This window comes from Nocardia sp. NPDC050799 (assembly GCF_040654015.1).
GTDB lineage: Bacteria > Actinomycetota > Actinomycetes > Mycobacteriales > Mycobacteriaceae > Nocardia.
On the sequence record NZ_JBFAHF010000009.1, the window covers coordinates 43,563 to 60,260 of the forward strand.

Consider the following 16,698-nt stretch of genomic DNA (forward strand, 5'->3'; position numbering starts at 1 on the left):
GGGCGCGGGGGTCCGGCGGCCGGGTCACTGGGGCTGGTTCGTGCCGGCGGTCTGCGGCACCTGCGGCGCCGGAGACTGCTGCGGCGGCGCGGGCGGCCGGTTGCCGTTCTCGGTGACGGGCGGGGCGCCGCCCGGCGCCACGGCCTGCGGCGCGACCTGCGGGAGTCCGACGGTCTGCATAACCCGCTGGATCACGTCCTCCGGGCTGATCTCGTCGGCGAGCGCGTCGTAGGACAGCACCAGCCGGTGCCGCAGCACGTCGGGTACGACCTCGATGACATCCTGCGGAACCACGTAGTCGCGGCCGCGGATGAGCGCTACCGCGCGGGCGGCGGCGATGATGCCGAGGCTGGCACGCGGCGAGGCGCCGTAGGCCACCCAGTTCGCCACATCGTGCATCCCGAATTCGGCCGGGACGCGGGTCGCGGAGATGACCCGGACCACGTAGTCGACCAGCGCGTGGTGCACGAAGGTGTTCGCGGCCAGTTTCTGGAGGCGGATGAGTTCGGTCGGCTCCAGGATGCAGTTCGGTTCCGGCGGGGTCACACCCATCCGGTAGATGATCTCGCGCTCCTCCTCGACCGAGGGGTAGTCGACGACCACCTTGAACAGGAAGCGGTCGCGCTGCGCTTCCGGCAGCGGGTACACGCCCTCGCTCTCGATCGGGTTCTGGGTGGCCATCACCAGGAACGGATCGGGCATCGGGTAGGTCTTGCCACCGATCGACACGTGCCGCTCGGCCATCACCTCGAGCAGCGCCGACTGCACCTTGGCCGGGGCGCGGTTGATTTCGTCGGCGAGGACGAAGTTCGCGACCACGGGGCCGAGTTCGGTATCGAACTCCTCGCGGCCCTGCCGGTAGATGCGGGTACCCACGAGGTCGGTCGGGACCAGGTCGGGGGTGAACTGGACGCGGGAAAACGAACCGCCGACCACTTTGGCGAAGGTCTCGACCGCGAGCGTCTTGGCGATACCGGGGACGCCCTCGAGCAGAACATGTCCCTTGGCGAGCACCCCGACGAGCAACCGCTCGACCAGCCGGTCCTGCCCGACGATGACCCGCTTGACCTCGTAGATCGCCTTCTCGAGGGTCTGGACGTCACGCTCGAGGGTGCTCGAAGCAGGCGTCGGCGGTGGTTTCGCCAAATCTGCCCCGCTGACACCGTCCGTCGAAGTCACCAACATCCCCGCTTTCGCCTTGGTCCTGTGCGTGCTGTCACAACTATTCCAGGTGATGGCCGCGGATACCGCAACCGGCTCCACTGTCGGGAAATTCGCCGTCGTTCGCGGAGGGTTTCCCGGTGGGGCCGGCAGGGCTTCCGGTGCTACAGCGGGCGCCGTCACCCACTCCCGTTCGACCATACGTACCGATACGGCATGGTGCCCGCCGTAGCGGTTACCGAAACCTGTCCGGCGTGATCCGGGAGGCGCCGACCGTCGTCGCGCGGCACACGCGTACCCCGGCGGCCGAGGCCGCCGGGGTACGCAAGGGCGAGTGGCGGCCCGGGGCGATCACCGGGCGACCGGCCGCGGCTAACCTGCGGCCGGTTCCAGCTCCGGATCTTCGGTGCGCTCGGTACGCCGGCCCGGCGCGGCGTCCGCGGGCGGCGGCGGCCCGCCCGCGCGGCGGGCCTTGACCCAGTACAGACCGCCTACCGTCAGCACCAGCCCCGCCAGGAGGACGATCGTGATCTCGGTCCAGCTCACCATCGGTGGCTGCTCGAGGCGGTGCACCAGGGTCTGGGCGGCTTGTTCGGTCTTTCCGCCGGTGAACTTGGATTTGTCCTCGGCCCACTCCAACCGGACCCGGCTGATCGAATCGCTGGTGGTGCCGATCCAGTCGTCGCTGAAGACCGCGACGGTGCCGTGCTGGAATCCGGCCACCTCCGTGGCGAGATCGCGCAGTTCGGAGTCGTGCCCCGGATTGCCGTCGAGCACCACGATGCTCAGATCGATGCCGTGCGCCCGCGCATCGGCCACGATGGCGGCCAGTTCGCTCTGATCGTCGCCCTCTGGCGTGGCCACTCCGTTGTCGGCGAGATCGGTCCGAACCTCTTCGAGGGTCTTCGAATCGAACCCGTCCGGCAGTTTGGTGGCCTTGAGGGAGAAGGCCGAGGTGTGGGTGACGGTCATCTTCCATCCGGTCTGTCGAGCCGCATCGTCCGACGACGCGACGGGGATTCCGCTACTGGCACGAACAGCCGGGGTACCCGTGGTACCGCCCGGCTAACTCGGACCAGCTCGAGAGCAGATTACGCGACGCGTGAGCGGTTACCCGACACCCGGCACGCCCGACGGCGGGCGCGCCGCCCGACCGCCTCGACATACCGCCCCGCGATTTTCATAGGACAAGCGTACTGTTAGGGTTGGGAACCGCGGGGAACCGGCGCCTTCCCGGGCCGGCACCTCATGCCAGAGACGTACCGCCGCCGGCACAGCCCCGCCGACGGCGTCCGCACACCCGACAAGTGGAGCTGACGTGACGAAAAGTATCGATACTTTCGGCGCCAAGGGCAACCTCGAGGTCGGAAGCAACTCCTACGAGATCTTCCGGCTCTCGGCCGTACCCGGCACCGAGAAACTCCCGTACGCACTGAAAGTTCTCGCCGAGAACCTGCTGCGCACCGAGGACGGCACGAACATCACCGCCGACCATATCCGCGCGCTGGCGGACTGGGACCCCAACGCCCAGCCCAGTATCGAGATCCAGTTCACCCCGGCCCGCGTGGTGATGCAGGACTTCACCGGCGTACCCTGCGTGGTCGACCTCGCCACCATGCGCGAGGCGGTCTCGGCCCTCGGCGGTGACCCGGAGAAGGTCAACCCGCTCTCGCCCGCCGAGATGGTCATCGACCACTCACTCATCCTCGACGTCTTCGGGCGCGCCGACGCCTTCGAGCGCAATGTCGAACTCGAATACGAGCGCAACGGCGAGCGCTACCAGTTCCTGCGCTGGGGCCAGGGCGCGTTCGACGATTTCAAGGTCGTCCCCCCGGGCACCGGCATCGTGCACCAGGTGAACATCGAGTACCTGGCCCGTACCGTCATGGTCCGCAACGGCCAGGCCTACCCGGACACCTGCGTCGGTACCGACTCGCACACCACCATGGTCAACGGCCTGGGTGTGCTGGGCTGGGGTGTCGGCGGTATCGAGGCCGAGGCCGCCATGCTGGGCCAGCCGGTGTCCATGCTGATCCCGCGCGTGGTGGGCTTCAAGCTCACCGGTGAGATCAAGCCGGGCGTCACCGCCACCGACGTGGTGCTCACCGTCACCGATATGCTGCGCAAGCACGGTGTGGTCGGCAAATTCGTCGAGTTCTACGGTCAAGGCGTCGCCGAGGTCCCGCTGGCCAACCGCGCCACCCTGGGCAATATGAGCCCCGAGTTCGGCTCCACCGCGGCGATCTTCCCGATCGACGAGGAAACCATCAACTACCTGCGTTTGACCGGCCGCACCGACGAGCAGCTGGCGCTCGTCGAGGCCTATGCCAAGGAACAGGGCATGTGGCACGATCCGGCCACAGAGCCCACCTACTCGGAGTACCTCGAGCTCGACCTGAGCACGGTGGTGCCCTCCATCGCCGGTCCCAAGCGCCCGCAGGACCGTATCGCGCTGGACGAGTCGAAGATCGCGTTCCGCAAGGACATCCACAATTACGTCCAGGATCAGCAACCGACGCCGCATTCGCAGCTGGACGAGGCGGTCGAGGAGTCGTTCCCGGCCTCCGATCCGGTCAGCCTTTCCTTCGCCGACGACGGCGCCGTTGATGTGCAGTCCGCGGCACTCAACGCCAACGGCCGGCCGACCAAGCCGGTGCGCGTGGTCTCCGAGGAGCGCGGCGAGTTCATCCTGGACCACGGCGCGGTGGCGGTCGCGGGTATCACCTCGTGCACCAACACCTCGAACCCGTCGGTCATGATCGGCGCCGCCCTGCTGGCCCGTAACGCGGTCGAGAAGGGCCTGTCCAGCAAGCCGTGGGTCAAGACCAATATGGCCCCCGGCTCGCAGGTCGTCACCGATTACTACGAAAAGGCCGGCCTATGGCCGTACCTGGAGAAGCTCGGCTTCTACCTGGGCGGTTACGGTTGCACCACCTGCATCGGCAACACCGGTCCGCTGCCGGAGGAGATCTCCCAGGCGGTCAACGACAACGACCTCACCGTCACCGCGGTGCTGTCGGGTAACCGCAACTTCGAGGGCCGCATCTCCCCCGATGTGAAGATGAACTATTTGGCCTCGCCGCCGCTGGTCATCGCCTACGCGCTCGCGGGCACCATGGACTTCGATTTCGAACACGACCCGCTGGGCAAGGATCAGCAGGGCAACCCGGTGTTCCTGAAGGACATCTGGCCCTCGGCCCAGGAGATCGACGACACCATCAAGTCGGCGATCAACCAGGAGATGTTCACCAAGTCCTACGCCGATGTCTTCAAGGGCGACGAGCGGTGGCGCAGCCTGCCCACCCCGGAGGGCAACACCTTCGTGTGGAGCGACGACTCCACCTACGTCCGCAAGGCGCCCTACTTCGACGGTATGGGCATGGAGCCGGAGCCGGTCACCGATATCAAGGGCGCGCGGGTGCTGGCCCTGCTGGGCGATTCGGTCACCACCGACCACATCTCCCCGGCCGGCGCCATCAAGCCGGGCACCCCGGCGGCCGATTACCTCGACTCGCACGGCGTGGCGCGCAAGGACTACAACTCCCTGGGCTCGCGGCGCGGTAACCACGAGGTGATGATCCGCGGCACCTTCGCCAACATCCGGCTGCGCAACCAGCTCCTCGACGACGTCTCGGGCGGTTACACCCGCGACTTCACCCAGGAGGGCGCGCCGCAGGCGTTCATCTACGACGCCTCGCAGAACTACCAGAAGGCCGGTATCCCGCTGGTCGTGCTGGGTGGTAAAGAGTACGGTTCCGGCTCCTCCCGCGACTGGGCCGCCAAGGGCACCCGGCTGCTGGGTGTGCGTGCTGTGATCGTGGAATCGTTCGAGCGTATCCACCGCTCGAACCTGATCGGCATGGGCGTGATCCCGCTGCAGTTCCCGCCGGGCGAATCGGCGAAGTCGCTGGGTCTCACGGGTACCGAGGTCTTCGATATCGCGGGTATCGAGGAGCTCAACGCGGGCACCACACCGTCCACCGTGCACGTCACCGCGACCAAGGACGACGGCTCGACGATCGAGTTCGACGCGGTGGTCCGGATCGACACCCCCGGTGAAGCCGATTACTACCGCAACGGCGGCATTCTGCAGTATGTCCTGCGGAACATGATCAGGTCCTGATCACGCTGTGTTACACGGCGCCGCCTTCCGGCGGCGCGGGGTCGCGCCCCCGAGCTCTCGTCGGTACGGACCCGGGTCTCGCGCCTGCGGCGCATCCGCCACGGGTCCACACCGACGAGACCGGCGCAGCTCGTAGGACTCCGCTCCCGACCGGGGCGAGGCGTCGGCACGTCATTTGTTCGTTCGCTCGTAATCTGATGGCCCCGCGCGGTGAATCCGCCGCGCGGGGTTCGTATATCCGTTGAAGGAGCACGATGCCCAAGGTCAGCGACGATCATCTGGCTGCCCGGCGTTCACAGATACTCGACGGCGCCCGCCGCTGCTTCGCCGAGTTCGGGTACGACGGCGCCACCGTCCGTCGCCTGGAAGATGCCATCGGCCTGTCCCGCGGTGCGATCTTCCATCATTTCCGCGACAAGGACGCGCTCTTCTTCGCCCTCGCCCAGGCGGATGCCGAGCGCATGGCCGAGGTGGCGGCCAATCAGGGTCTGGTGCAGGTGATGCGGGATATGCTCGCCGACCCGCAGGAGTACAACTGGCTGGGCACCCGGCTCGAGATCGCCCGGCGGCTGCGGACCGACCCGGAGTTTCGCGCCGGCTGGACGCAGCGTTCGGCGGAGCTGACCGCGGCCACACTGGCCCGCCTGGAGCGGCGTAAGGCGGCCGGTGCCCTGCGCGACGATGTGCCCACCGATGTCCTGCTGGGCTATCTCGATCTGGTGCTGGACGGGCTCATCGCCCGGATCGCCTCGGGCCACACCAACGAAAACCTCACTGCGGTCCTGGATCTCGTGGAGGCTTCGGTACGCCGCCGCCCCTGAGCGTGCCGGAGCGGGACCGGGCCCGCTCAGTCCCCGTATTCCAGTGCGATGAGCAGTTTGCCCGCGATCCGGTCCAGTTCGCCGCGTTCGGCCGCGGTCAGTGCCGACAGCATCCGCGTCTCGTTCGCGGTGTGCTCGGTGACCACCGTATCGACCAGTTCCCGGCCCGGGCCCGTGAGCGCGACGCGGACCGCCCGGCGGTCCTCCGCGTCCGCGATCCGCCGCACGTAACCCGCCGACTCCAGCCGGTCGAGTCGGCCCGTCATGCCCGCCCGCGACAGCATCAGGGCGTCGGCCAGCGCGGACGGGTTGAGTTCGAAGGGCGCACCGGATCGCCGCAGCGCCGCCAGGACGTCGAATTCGCCGCGCCGCAGGCCGTGGGCGAAGAAAACCGCCTCGATCGCGCGTTCGGCGACCGCGGCGAGCCGCCCGAGGCGGCCGAACACCACCATCGCCGCCAAGTCGAGGTCGGGGCGTTCCCGCCGCCACTGTCGTTCGATCGCGTCGATCGCATCGAATCCGGATTCGGTCATGGACAAGATTCTATTCGCTGCCATATAGTTAGATCGTTAACTATATGGCAGCGAATCATGAGGAGAATCCATGCCCACCACGCCGAAACCCACCGCGATCCGGCAGCCCGGCGACGCCGAGACGCTGCGCACCGAATCGGTCACCATGCGGCTGCTCATCGACGCCGAACAGGCCCATGGCACGGTGAGCACCCTGGAGGTCACCATGGACCGCGGCGCCGACGGCGCGGCACCGCATTTCCACACCCTGTCCGACGAACTCTTCTACGTCGCCGACGGCGAACTCCAGCTGATGGCCGGGGACCGTATCCTCACCCTCGGCGCGGGCGGCACGGCCGTCGTACCGAAGACGACCACCCACGCCTTCGGCGCCACCCCCGACAGCGGGGCGCGCATCCTGATCGCCCTCATGCCCGGCGTCCAGCGTTTCGGTTACTTCCGGCTGCTCGAGCGGATCGCTCGGGGCGAGGCCACCCTCGACGAACTCGCCGCGTCCCAGGACCAATACGACAACAACTTCGTCGACGCGCCCCGATGGTGGCAGGAGCGCAACGCCCAGCGGCGCTGAACCGGGAACAACCGTGCCGCGCGGCGGGTTCGCACCGCTATGACCTTCTCCGTCCCCGTAACCGTCCGCGGCTACGAACTCGATGTCCAAGGCCATGTCAATCAGGCGGTCTACCTCCAGTACGCCGAACACGCCCGCTGGGAGTTCCTGCTCGCCGCGGGCCTGCAGGCGGACAAACTGGTGGCGGCACGGGTGGGTCCGGTGGTTCTGGAGAGCACCATCAAGTACCGGCGGGAGCTGCGCGGCGGGGACGACTTCCGGGTCACCTGCGCATTCGAATGGGGCAGCGGGAAGACCTATCGCATCCGGCAGGAGATGATCCGCACCGACGGCGTCCTCTCGGCCGAGGTATCGGTGATCGGCGGCCTGCTGGATCTGGACGCTCGTCGGTTGGTCGCCGATCCGCCCGGTCGGTTCCGTGAATTGGCCACGCATCCGGACATGCTCGGACTCTGATTACCGGGGCCGCCACGACGGCACAGGGCCCCCGGCCGGCACAGCTACCGGACAGCCTCCGCCGCAGAACAATCTGCGGACGCAAGATCAGGTATCCGAACAGCGGAAATCCGGCGATATCGGCTTCCGCGGCCGCCGCGCGGCGTTATGATCCGGACGCGCTCGGGTCGTGGCACACCGCCGGCAAGATCGGAGAATCCAGATGACCGATGCCCTCCACCTCCTCGAGACCCCCGAACGCGGTACGTTCGCCACTCTCACCGGAGTCCTGGTCGGCGAATCCGACCGGGAGATCCGAGTTCGGGTTGCAGACGGGACGTGGACTTTCTGTCGCGACGATGTCCTGGCGATCCGGTTCGTCGACGAGCAGGCCACCGGCCGGCACGTGCACGTGGACATCCGGCCCGGCGTCACGGCCGATTTCACCCGCCGTCTGCGTATCGAGGTGGCGGAGCGGCCGATGACCCTGGCGGCGCCGCCGTCCGAGGCCTTCGGCGACCGGCAGCTGCGCCATCTCACCGAATCCTGGGCCCGGCGACTCGAGCTCGCCGGCACACCGGAATTCCCCGCGACATTCACCTGCGCCCAGACCAGGTCGCGCAACACCAGCGACGACGGCGTCCACAGCGACAGCTTCGACTGAACGGCGGGCGCGATGAGCACCCTGGAGGCCCGCGGGGTCCTCATCGTCTCCGAGGCCGACGATCTGCACGCCGCGGCCATGGTGGCGACCCTGCGCGAACAGCACGCGATGACGCCGCTCCGATTGGATCTGCGCGATTTCCCGCGCGAGCCGGGCAGTTTCCGGCTCGGGGCGGCCGGGGTCGAACGGTCGCTGGCAGGACTGGCCGGTCTGGACGAGGTCGGATCGGTCTGGTGGCGGCGACCGCACCCGAGCTCGGTACCGGCCGGGGTGCGCGCCGACGACAACGCGTACCGCCAGGCCGAATGCGACGCTTTCGTCCAGGGCCTGCTGTGGTCGCTGGGCGCCCAGTGGATCAACGATCCGGGCAACGACCGGATCGCCCATCGCAAGATCGTGCAACTCGATACCGCGCGGCGGGCCGGTTGCGCGGTCCCGGACACACTGGTCACCAACGATCCGGACGAAGCCCGCGAATTCGTCGAAACCTGCGGCAGCCGCGTGGTTTTCAAACGTACGGGCACCTCCCGCGCCGAATTCTCCGAAACCCGGCTGGTCGGGACCGCCGATCTGGACCGGCTCGGCAGTATCCGCTGGGCGCCCACCACCTTCCAGCGCTATATCGATCCGGAATGCGATATGCGGGTGGTGTGGGTGGACGGGCAGGAGTGGGCGGTGCGCATCGATTCCCGGGCCGGAGCCGGACGCGTGGACTCCCGGCTGGACACCTCGGTCGATTTCGTTCCGACCCTGCTGCCGGCCGCCGTCAGCAAATCGCTGGCGACGCTGATGGGCACGCTGGGGCTGAGTTTCGGCGTCCTGGATCTCCGGGTGGGCCTCGACGGCGAGTACTACTTCCTCGAGGTCAACCCGCAGGGGCAGTTCGCCTATCTCGAGATCAAGACCGGGCTGCCGATCTTCACCAGTCTCGCCAACCTCCTGGTGTACGGAGACGGCGCCGTATCCGGCTGGTGACTACCGCAACCGACCGATCCACACGCGGCCACTCACCACCGGGCGTATCGTCCCGGCGGCGGGGCCTGCGGATACGATGCGGCTAGCGGGATTTACGGCGGTTCGCACCGCCGCGGCTGCGGAGCTGCACATGCGACTCCGTCAGCACATTGTGGATGAACCCGTAGGAGCGGCCGGTCGCACGTGCCAGCGACCGGATACTCGCCCCCGCCTCGTATTGCTTCTTCAACTGGGTTTGCAGGCGATCCCGTGACTTACCCGTGACCCGGGTGCCCTTGCCCAATGTGCTCTTGCTCTGTACCGGCCTGTCGCCCATGGCTTCCTCCGAGTCGCCGAGCAGCGTCACTCTCAGGCTAAGCATTCGGCGACCATCCGGCAATGAGTTCTTGTGATGAAACTCACGCGAGCTGAATCAATTCCAGGTACTCGGCCGACCAGTGGTCCTCGGTGCCGTCCGGCAGCAAGATCACCCGTTCCGGGTTCAGGGCCTCGGCTGCGCCCGGATCGTGGGTCACCAGCACCACCGCGCCCGCATAGGTGCGCAGCGCGTCGAGGACCTGTTCGCGCGAGACGGGGTCCAGGTTGTTGGTGGGTTCGTCGAGCAGCAGCACATTGGCCGCCGAGGAGACCAGGCCGGCCAGCGCGAGCCGGGTCTTCTCGCCACCCGACAGCGTCCCGGCGGGCTGCTCCAGTTGCGGGCCGGTGAACATGAAGGCACCGAGCAGGCCGCGTAGCTCCTGTTCGCCCGCGTCCGGCGCCGCGTGCCGGATGTTCTCCCAGACCGTGGCCGTATCGTCGAGTGTGTCGTGTTCCTGCGCGAAGTACCCCACCTTGAGGCCGTGACCGGGCACGAGTCCCCCGGCGGTGGGTTCCTCGGTGCCCGCCAGCAGCCGCAGCAGTGTGGTCTTGCCCGCGCCGTTGAGGCCGAGCACCACCACGCGACTGCCGCGGTCGATGGCCAGGTCCACACCGGTGAAGATCTCCAGCGAGCCGTAGACCTTGGTGAGATTCTCCGCCATCAGCGGCGTTTTCCCGCAGGCGGCCGGTTCGGGGAACTTGATCCGGGCAACCTTGTCGGCCACGCGGATTTCGTCCAGTTCCGCCATCAGCCGATCGGCGCGTTTGGCCATGTTCTGCGCGGCAACGGCTTTGGTCGCCTTGGCGCCGAGTTTCGCGGCCTGGGCGCGCAGCGCCGACGCCTTCTTCTCGGCATTGGCCCGCTCGCGACGGCGGCGCTGTTCGTCGGTAGCGCGGGCGTCGAGGTACTTCTGCCAGCCCATGTTGTAGATATCGGCCTCGCCGCGCACCGCGTCCAGGAACCAGACCTTGTTGACCACGTCGGCGAGCAGATCGACGTCGTGGCTGATCACGATCAGGCCACCGTCGTGGTTCTGCAGGAAGCCGCGCAACCAGGTGATGGAATCGGCATCGAGGTGGTTGGTGGGTTCGTCGAGCAGCAGGGTGGTGTCGGATCGGCCGCCGCTGCCGTCGGAGGCGGCGAACAGGATGCGCGCCAGTTCGATTCGCCGCCGCTGACCGCCGGAGAGCGTACGCAGCGCCTGGTCCAGCACCCGATCCGGCAGGCCGAGGCTGTTGCAGATCCGCGCGGCCTCGCTCTCGGCCACATAACCACCGAGCGCGGAGAAACGGTCCTCCAACCGGCCGTATTTCCGGACGGCGCGTTCGCGTTCGGTTTCGTCGGCCAGTTCGGCCATCAGTGCCTGCTGCTTCTCCATATCGCGGATCAGCGCGTCCAGCCCGCGCGCCGAGAGGACCCGGTCGCGGGCCAGGACGTCGAGATTTCCCTCGCGCGGATCCTGCGGGAGGTAACCGATATCGCTGGACCGCATGATCGTCCCGGCGTACGGTTCGCCTTCTCCGGCGAGGACGCGCAGCGTGGTGGTCTTACCGGCGCCGTTCCGCCCGACCAGGCCGATCCGGTCGCCGGCCTGTACCCGCAGCGCCGGTCCGGGCGCGGTCAGCAGGGTACGGACGCCGGCCCGGACCTCGAGGTCGGTCGCGGTGATCACAGATATCTCCTAGGAAACACGGGTTGGGGGCAGCGGCCCGGGGCGCCCGACAGTGGGCCCATCCACCGATCATCGGATGTCTCCGGACACGGAACCACCGATTTTACCCGGACCACGACACTGCCCCGTCCCCGGCGGCCGGGGTGATCCGCGCCCGCCGGGGTCACAGGTGAGCACGGTAACGTGCCCGGCTATGAGCACCGATCTGTTGGGCAAGAGCGCACTGGTCTCCGGAGCCAGCCGCGGTATCGGCTACGCGGTGGCCGCCGAGCTGCTGAGCCGGGGCGCGAATGTGCTGATCACCGCGCGCAAGGCCGACCCACTGGAGAAGGCGGCCGCCGAACTGCGGGCGCTGGGGCACCAGGGCGAGGTCGTCGCCCTGGCCGGTAACGCCGGCGACGACGAGGCACGTGCCGCCGCGGTGCAGCGCGCGGTCGCGGAGTTCGGGTCGCTGGACATCCTGATCAACAACACCGGGATCAACCCGGTGTACGGCGCGCTGATGGAAGCCGATCTGGACGCGGTGCGCAAGATCTTCGACGTGAATGTCGTGGCCGCGCTCGGCTACATCCAGCAGGCGTACAAGGCGTGGATGGGCGAGCACGGCGGCGCCGTGGTGAACGTGGCCAGTGTGGCCGGTATCCGCTCCACCGGTGTCATCGCGGCGTATGGCGCCTCCAAGGCCGCGCTGATCCGGCTCACCGAGGAGCTGGCCTGGCAGCTGGGCCCGAAGATCCGGGTCAACGCGGTGGCGCCCGGCGTGGTGAAGACCAGTTTCGCCGACGCGCTGTACTCGGCGGACGAGGAGGCCGCCGCGCAGGTGTACCCGATGAAGCGGCTCGGTTCGCCGGAGGACGTGGCGCGGCTGATCGCGTTCCTAACCTCTGATCAGGCGGCGTGGATCACGGGCGAGACGGTGCGGGTCGACGGCGGGCTGCTGTCGACCGGCGGTATCTGAATCGATCGACGAGGGCCGGGGCAGTGTGGACACTGCCCCGGCCCTCGGTATTCCACCGGCCCTGGGCCGGTCCGTGTTCAGGAACGATGGGGCAGGTTCTGCAACCGGACCTGGCCGCGTGCGACCAGCCGCCCGTCCTCGTCGGTGACCACCACCTGCCACAGCTGCTGCAGACCGCCCCGGTGCAGCGGCGTGGCCTCGGCGGTCAGTTTCCCGTCGCGCACCGCACGCAGGAAATCGGTGTTGTTGTTGACCCCGACCACCACGCCGCGCTCGCCGTACCAGGCGGCGCCGCCGGTGCTGGCCAGGGTTTCCACCACGGTGCACAGCACCCCGCCGTTCTGGATACCGGCCGGCTGGTGCAGCTGCGGCGTGACAGTCCATTCCCCGCGGACGCGGTCGGGTCCGAGCTCGGTCACGTGCAGACCCATCAAATCCGCGAAGGTCCCCTTGTTGATCTCGTTGAGTTGTTCGGCGCTGAGATCGGCCATCGACATCGGGGGGCGGGTCTGCTGTTCGGTCATGGTTCCACGATCGCATGTGGGTCCGCGGCGGGGAGCACGGGCCGGTGGTCGAGCGGTGGAAAGAGAGCGGCGGACCCCACCTCGAAGATGGAGTCCGCCGCAGGCATTGGATCGGGGGTCACCGCAGCCCTCGGGACTCTCGCGCGATCCGTACGCCGTCTTTCACTATAGGGCAGGCTTACCTTACTAGGCAACACGTTGGGCGCGCCGGATCGCCATTCCGCGCTCCTCCAGCGCCATCAGCAGCCCCTGCCCCCGGCGCGCACCCGCCACGGGATCGGTCCGGGCCAGATCCGGAACGTAAGTGGTGGCCCCGGAAACGGATTCGGCCACCAGGGCCCAGAACCGGCGCGGGCTCAGCCCCGCACACCGCGCGAGCGCTCCCTGGATCAGCAGCAGCGAAGGTTCGCAGCGATAGGCGAGCCACACCCACATCGCCCGCTCGCATGGCAGGGAGACCACCCCGGGCGAGCCCTCCAATGGGTCGCCGGCCACCACCCGGACGGTGGTGTCGGTCAGGCCCGTCCAGTCGATACCGCCGTCGTTGTCGGTGTGGATCCATACATTCTCCAGCCCGGGGTCCCAGGCTCGGCCGTCGGCGACCCATAACGCGGCGACCCGGCCGAGCACGGCATGGATGAGTGCGGTGGCCACCACCTCCGAGGCGGCGGTCGCACTGATCATCTCCGCGGCATGCCGTCGGTACATCAGGTCGATCCGGCCCTCACGCAGGCCCGTGGACAGCGCCCACCAGCGCCGTTTGCCCTGTTCGGCCATGGCCGCGGCGGCATAGACGCGGGGATGCTCCGGCTGCAGGGACCGTAACCGGGAACATGCCGACCCGAATGCCGCCTCGTACGGACGGGGGATGCGCACAGTGGCGAGTTCGGACATTCGAACCTCCTCGAGATCGGCGTCGCAGTTACGACCTGATCGAAAGATAGGTTAGCCTTACCAGACCTAGCAAGTATTTCCCTCCGGGAAGGAAGTAACGGATCCGTGACACCCCCGGCCCGCCCGGTGTGCGCCGCGGCCGCCGGGCGCGCCAACCCCCTCCACCACGGACCCGGCATTTCCGGTGTTCGACGGCTTATGACAATTCCCACGCGGTTACGACGCCCTGTAGTACGGCACAGCGTCGTTGGCGTCGTAAACTCAGAAGATGGCTGGACTTGGTGAACTCGAGAAAGCGGTTATGGACCAACTGTGGTCGGCCGATGAACCACAAACGGTCCGGCAGGTGCACGAGGCCCTGTCGGCGCGCCGCGAACTCGCGTACACCACGGTGATGACCGTGCTGCAGCGTCTCGCGAAGAAGAATCTGGTGGTACAGCGGCGCGACGACCGCGCCCACCGGTACGCTCCGGTACACACCCGCGACGAGCTGGTGGCCGGTCTCATGATGGACGCACTGCAGCAGGCCGACGAGGCCGGTAGCCGGGCCGCGGCCCTGGTGCACTTCGTGGAGCAGGTCGGCAAGGACGAGGCCGCCGCCCTACGGGACGCACTCGCTAAGCTCGAAGCAACCGAGGACCGATAGCCGCGCCGCAACGACCTCGGACCCTGGCCCCACAACGCAGTGAGCAGAGTCGATGAACGCAGCAGCACCGGCCTTCGCCGTACTTGCCTTGCTTCTCGCCGGTCCCGTCCCGGAATCACTCAGCCGGGCGACCTGGACCTATCGCGTCCCACGCGCCGCCCTCGTGCTCTGGCAGGCGATCGCGCTGGCCGCTGTGCTCAGCGCGTTCAGTTCCGGGCTCGCCATCGCCGCCGAACTGCTGGTCCCCGGGCCGGACGGCCGCCCCACCACCAAACCCACCGATGAGATCGATGCGCTGGGCCTGCCCCTGTGGCTGGCCTATGTGTCGGTGTTCATGCTCACGCTGCTGGTCGGCGCCCGGCTCGTCTACGCCTCGATCCGGGTGGGGGTACACACCCGGCGCCGCCGCGCCCACCACCGTATGCTGGTCGATCTGCTCGACCAGAGCGGCCCGTTCCGGCGCGCCGCCGATATCCGGGTGCTGTCGTCCACCGAACCGATCGCCTACTGCCTGCCGGGGCTGCGGCGGCGGGTGGTGGTCAGCGCGGGCACCCTCGACAACCTCACCGAGCAGGAGCTCACCGCCATCCTCAGCCACGAGCGGTCGCATCTGCGGGCACGCCATGATCTGGTGCTGGAGGCGTTCACCGCCGCGCACGAGGCCTTCCCGCGGTTCGTCCGGAGTAAATCCGCGCTGGATTCGGTGAAATTGCTCATCGAGCTGCTCGCCGACGATTCCGCGGTCAAGGTCACCGGTCCGAAACCACTGGCCCGGGCCCTGGTGGCCTGCTCGAAATCGACCGCGCCACAGGGTGCGCTCGCGGTGGGCGGGCCGAGCACGCTGATCCGTATCCAGCGCCTGGCCGGCCCGCTGGGTGATCTCCGGATCGCCGGTGCCGCCTATCTCGCCTCGATCGCCATCCTGGTGGTACCGACCCTGGCCGTCGCGATTCCCTGGCTGGTCGAGCTGAGCCGGTTGTTCCGTGCCTGATCGCCTCCCGCCGGAGACCGGAAGCCCGGCCGATCCGCACGCGGGCGCCGCCCGCACTCCCCCGCCCTTCACCGAACTGGGCTTGCCCGTACTCACGGTGCAGGCGTTGCGCCGGGCGGGCCTGACCGATCCACTACCCATCCAGGCGGCGGCCGTCCCCGACGCGCTGGCCGGTCGCGATGTACTCGGCCGGGCGCCCACCGGGTCCGGCAAGACGCTGGCGTTCGGGCTGCCCATGCTCGCCCGCCTCGCCGGAGCCCCGGCCATCGCCCGTGCCCCGCGCGGTCTGATCCTCGCACCTACCCGGGAACTGGCTCTGCAGATCGAACAGGCGCTGGAACCGTTCGCACTGGGTCTGCGGCTGGGCACCGCGGTGGGCGGGATACCCGTGTCCCGGCAGGCGGAAAGGCTGCAGCGCGGGGTGGACCTGCTGATCGCCACCCCGGGCCGCCTGGCCGATCTGGTCGATCAGGGCGCGGCCGTACTCGACGCGGTCCGGGTCACCGCGGTCGACGAAGCCGACCATATGGCCGATTTCGGGTTCCTGCCGCAGGTACGGCGGCTGCTCGACCTGGTGCCCGGCGACGGCCAGCGACTGCTGTTCTCCGCGACCCTCGACGACGAATCCGTACGGGAGCTGGTCCGCCGATACCTGCGCGACCCCGTCACCCACACCGTGGCCCCGGAACCGGAGACCACCCTCGCGACCCATCACATCCTCTATGTCGAGCCGGCGGACAAACCGGCCGTCCTCGCCGAGATCGCCGCCCGCGACGGCCGCACGCTGCTGTTCGCCCGCACCCAGTTCGGCGCGGAGAAGCTCACCCGCCGACTGCGCGACCAGGGCATCCGCGTCGCGGCCCTGCACGGCGGCAAGGCCCAGAACCGCCGCATCCGCACCCTCGCGGCGTTCGCCGACGGCGGTATCTCCGCCCTGGTCGCCACCGATATCGCCGCGCGCGGGATCCATGTGGACGCGGTCTCACTGGTGGTCCACGCCGACCCGCCCGCCGATGCCAAGGACTACGTGCACCGGGCCGGCCGGACGGCCCGGGCGGGTGCGAGCGGCACGGTGATCACCGTGGTCACCCCGGACCAGCGGGCCGAAGTGGCCGCGCTGACGCGGGCGACGGAGGTCCCTGTGGTGGAACACACCGTACGACCGGGAGACCGGGAGGTCCGCCGGCTCACCGGCGCGCGCACCCCGCCGGGCCCCGAAGCGACGAAAACTCCCGAGGTGCCGCCCGCGGCCGCGCGGGGCCACTTCCGCGGACCGGGAGCCCGGGGAAGTGGCCGCGCCGGGAAACCGGCACCGGGCCGCCGGCCGCACCGTCCCCGCCGAGCCAAGTGAATCCGGCAGGTCCCCACGCCGCAG

At 68.6% G+C, this 16,698-nt stretch carries 17 protein-coding genes; 10 read left to right on the forward strand and 7 right to left on the reverse strand.

All coding sequences use genetic code 11. From position 1 onward, the window contains the following. Positions 1 to 24: 24 nt before the first annotated feature. A complete protein-coding gene (locus AB0H42_RS11600; RefSeq protein ID WP_357053507.1) occupies positions 25 to 1,185 on the reverse strand; it encodes a MoxR family ATPase in 1,161 nt (386 codons plus the stop codon). A gap of 348 nt (positions 1,186 to 1,533) precedes the next feature. Then, positions 1,534 to 2,133 carry a DUF6676 family protein gene (locus AB0H42_RS11605; RefSeq protein ID WP_357053510.1) on the reverse strand — a complete coding sequence of 200 codons (600 nt, stop codon included), beginning with the start codon at positions 2,131 to 2,133 and terminating at the stop codon, positions 1,534 to 1,536. Between the two features lie 346 nt (positions 2,134 to 2,479). Between AB0H42_RS11605 and acnA the strand changes: the two genes are divergently transcribed. Beyond that, positions 2,480 to 5,284 carry an aconitate hydratase AcnA gene (gene acnA / locus AB0H42_RS11610; protein ID WP_357053513.1) on the forward strand — a complete coding sequence of 935 codons (2,805 nt, stop codon included), beginning with the start codon at positions 2,480 to 2,482 and terminating at the stop codon, positions 5,282 to 5,284. Between the two features lie 254 nt (positions 5,285 to 5,538). After that, the gene (locus AB0H42_RS11615; protein WP_355233729.1) at positions 5,539 to 6,105 is read left to right on the forward strand and encodes a helix-turn-helix domain-containing protein; all 567 of its coding nucleotides are present in this window, start codon (positions 5,539 to 5,541) and stop codon (positions 6,103 to 6,105) included. 26 nt (positions 6,106 to 6,131) lie between these two features. Here AB0H42_RS11615 and AB0H42_RS11620 read toward each other — a convergent pair whose 3' ends face one another. Then, the gene (locus tag AB0H42_RS11620) at positions 6,132 to 6,638 is read right to left on the reverse strand and encodes a MarR family transcriptional regulator (RefSeq protein WP_357053517.1); all 507 of its coding nucleotides are present in this window, start codon (positions 6,636 to 6,638) and stop codon (positions 6,132 to 6,134) included. Positions 6,639 to 6,783: 145 nt separating this feature from the next. Between AB0H42_RS11620 and AB0H42_RS11625 the strand changes: the two genes are divergently transcribed. The 4 genes from AB0H42_RS11625 to AB0H42_RS11640 all read left to right on the forward strand — a co-directional run bounded on the left by AB0H42_RS11625 (position 6,784) and on the right by AB0H42_RS11640 (position 9,280). After that, on the forward strand, positions 6,784 to 7,206 hold the full coding sequence (locus AB0H42_RS11625) for a cupin domain-containing protein (protein ID WP_357053934.1): 423 nt from the start codon (positions 6,784 to 6,786) through the stop codon (positions 7,204 to 7,206). Between the two features lie 39 nt (positions 7,207 to 7,245). Continuing rightward, on the forward strand, positions 7,246 to 7,662 hold the full coding sequence (locus AB0H42_RS11630; RefSeq protein ID WP_357053520.1) for an acyl-CoA thioesterase: 417 nt from the start codon (positions 7,246 to 7,248) through the stop codon (positions 7,660 to 7,662). A 202-nt stretch (positions 7,663 to 7,864) separates the two neighbouring features. Further along, a complete protein-coding gene (locus AB0H42_RS11635) occupies positions 7,865 to 8,305 on the forward strand; it encodes a hypothetical protein (RefSeq protein ID WP_357053523.1) in 441 nt (146 codons plus the stop codon). 12 nt (positions 8,306 to 8,317) lie between these two features. Next, positions 8,318 to 9,280 (forward strand): hypothetical protein, encoded by a 963-nt coding sequence (locus tag AB0H42_RS11640; protein WP_357053526.1) that lies wholly within the window; start codon positions 8,318 to 8,320, stop codon positions 9,278 to 9,280. An 82-nt stretch (positions 9,281 to 9,362) separates the two neighbouring features. Here the strand turns inward: AB0H42_RS11640 and AB0H42_RS11645 are convergent, their stop codons facing one another. Both AB0H42_RS11645 and AB0H42_RS11650 read right to left on the reverse strand, forming a co-directional pair. Further along, a complete protein-coding gene (locus AB0H42_RS11645; RefSeq protein WP_030520514.1) occupies positions 9,363 to 9,596 on the reverse strand; it encodes a helix-turn-helix domain-containing protein in 234 nt (77 codons plus the stop codon). Between the two features lie 82 nt (positions 9,597 to 9,678). Further along, positions 9,679 to 11,310 (reverse strand): ABC-F family ATP-binding cassette domain-containing protein, encoded by a 1,632-nt coding sequence (locus AB0H42_RS11650; protein ID WP_357053528.1) that lies wholly within the window; start codon positions 11,308 to 11,310, stop codon positions 9,679 to 9,681. 193 nt (positions 11,311 to 11,503) lie between these two features. Here AB0H42_RS11650 and AB0H42_RS11655 point away from each other — a divergent pair, with 193 nt between their 5' ends. Next, the gene (locus tag AB0H42_RS11655) at positions 11,504 to 12,268 is read left to right on the forward strand and encodes an SDR family oxidoreductase (RefSeq protein ID WP_357053531.1); all 765 of its coding nucleotides are present in this window, start codon (positions 11,504 to 11,506) and stop codon (positions 12,266 to 12,268) included. A 77-nt stretch (positions 12,269 to 12,345) separates the two neighbouring features. Here the strand turns inward: AB0H42_RS11655 and AB0H42_RS11660 are convergent, their stop codons facing one another. Together AB0H42_RS11660 and AB0H42_RS11665 are read right to left on the reverse strand one after the other, a co-directional pair. Beyond that, on the reverse strand, positions 12,346 to 12,759 hold the full coding sequence (locus AB0H42_RS11660) for a PaaI family thioesterase (protein ID WP_357053937.1): 414 nt from the start codon (positions 12,757 to 12,759) through the stop codon (positions 12,346 to 12,348). Positions 12,760 to 12,978: 219 nt separating this feature from the next. Beyond that, positions 12,979 to 13,686, reverse strand: a complete 708-nt coding sequence (locus tag AB0H42_RS11665) for a hypothetical protein (protein ID WP_357053534.1) — start codon at positions 13,684 to 13,686, stop codon at positions 12,979 to 12,981. A 268-nt stretch (positions 13,687 to 13,954) separates the two neighbouring features. Between AB0H42_RS11665 and AB0H42_RS11670 the strand changes: the two genes are divergently transcribed. The 3 genes from AB0H42_RS11670 to AB0H42_RS11680 all read left to right on the forward strand — a co-directional run bounded on the left by AB0H42_RS11670 (position 13,955) and on the right by AB0H42_RS11680 (position 16,674). Further along, positions 13,955 to 14,332, forward strand: a complete 378-nt coding sequence (locus AB0H42_RS11670) for a BlaI/MecI/CopY family transcriptional regulator (protein ID WP_030520519.1) — start codon at positions 13,955 to 13,957, stop codon at positions 14,330 to 14,332. Between the two features lie 52 nt (positions 14,333 to 14,384). Next, the gene (locus tag AB0H42_RS11675) at positions 14,385 to 15,323 is read left to right on the forward strand and encodes a M56 family metallopeptidase (RefSeq protein ID WP_357053537.1); all 939 of its coding nucleotides are present in this window, start codon (positions 14,385 to 14,387) and stop codon (positions 15,321 to 15,323) included. A 76-nt stretch (positions 15,324 to 15,399) separates the two neighbouring features. Next, entirely contained in the window at positions 15,400 to 16,674 is a 1,275-nt protein-coding gene (locus AB0H42_RS11680; RefSeq protein WP_357053940.1) for a DEAD/DEAH box helicase, read from the forward strand. Positions 16,675 to 16,698 lie beyond the last annotated feature (24 nt).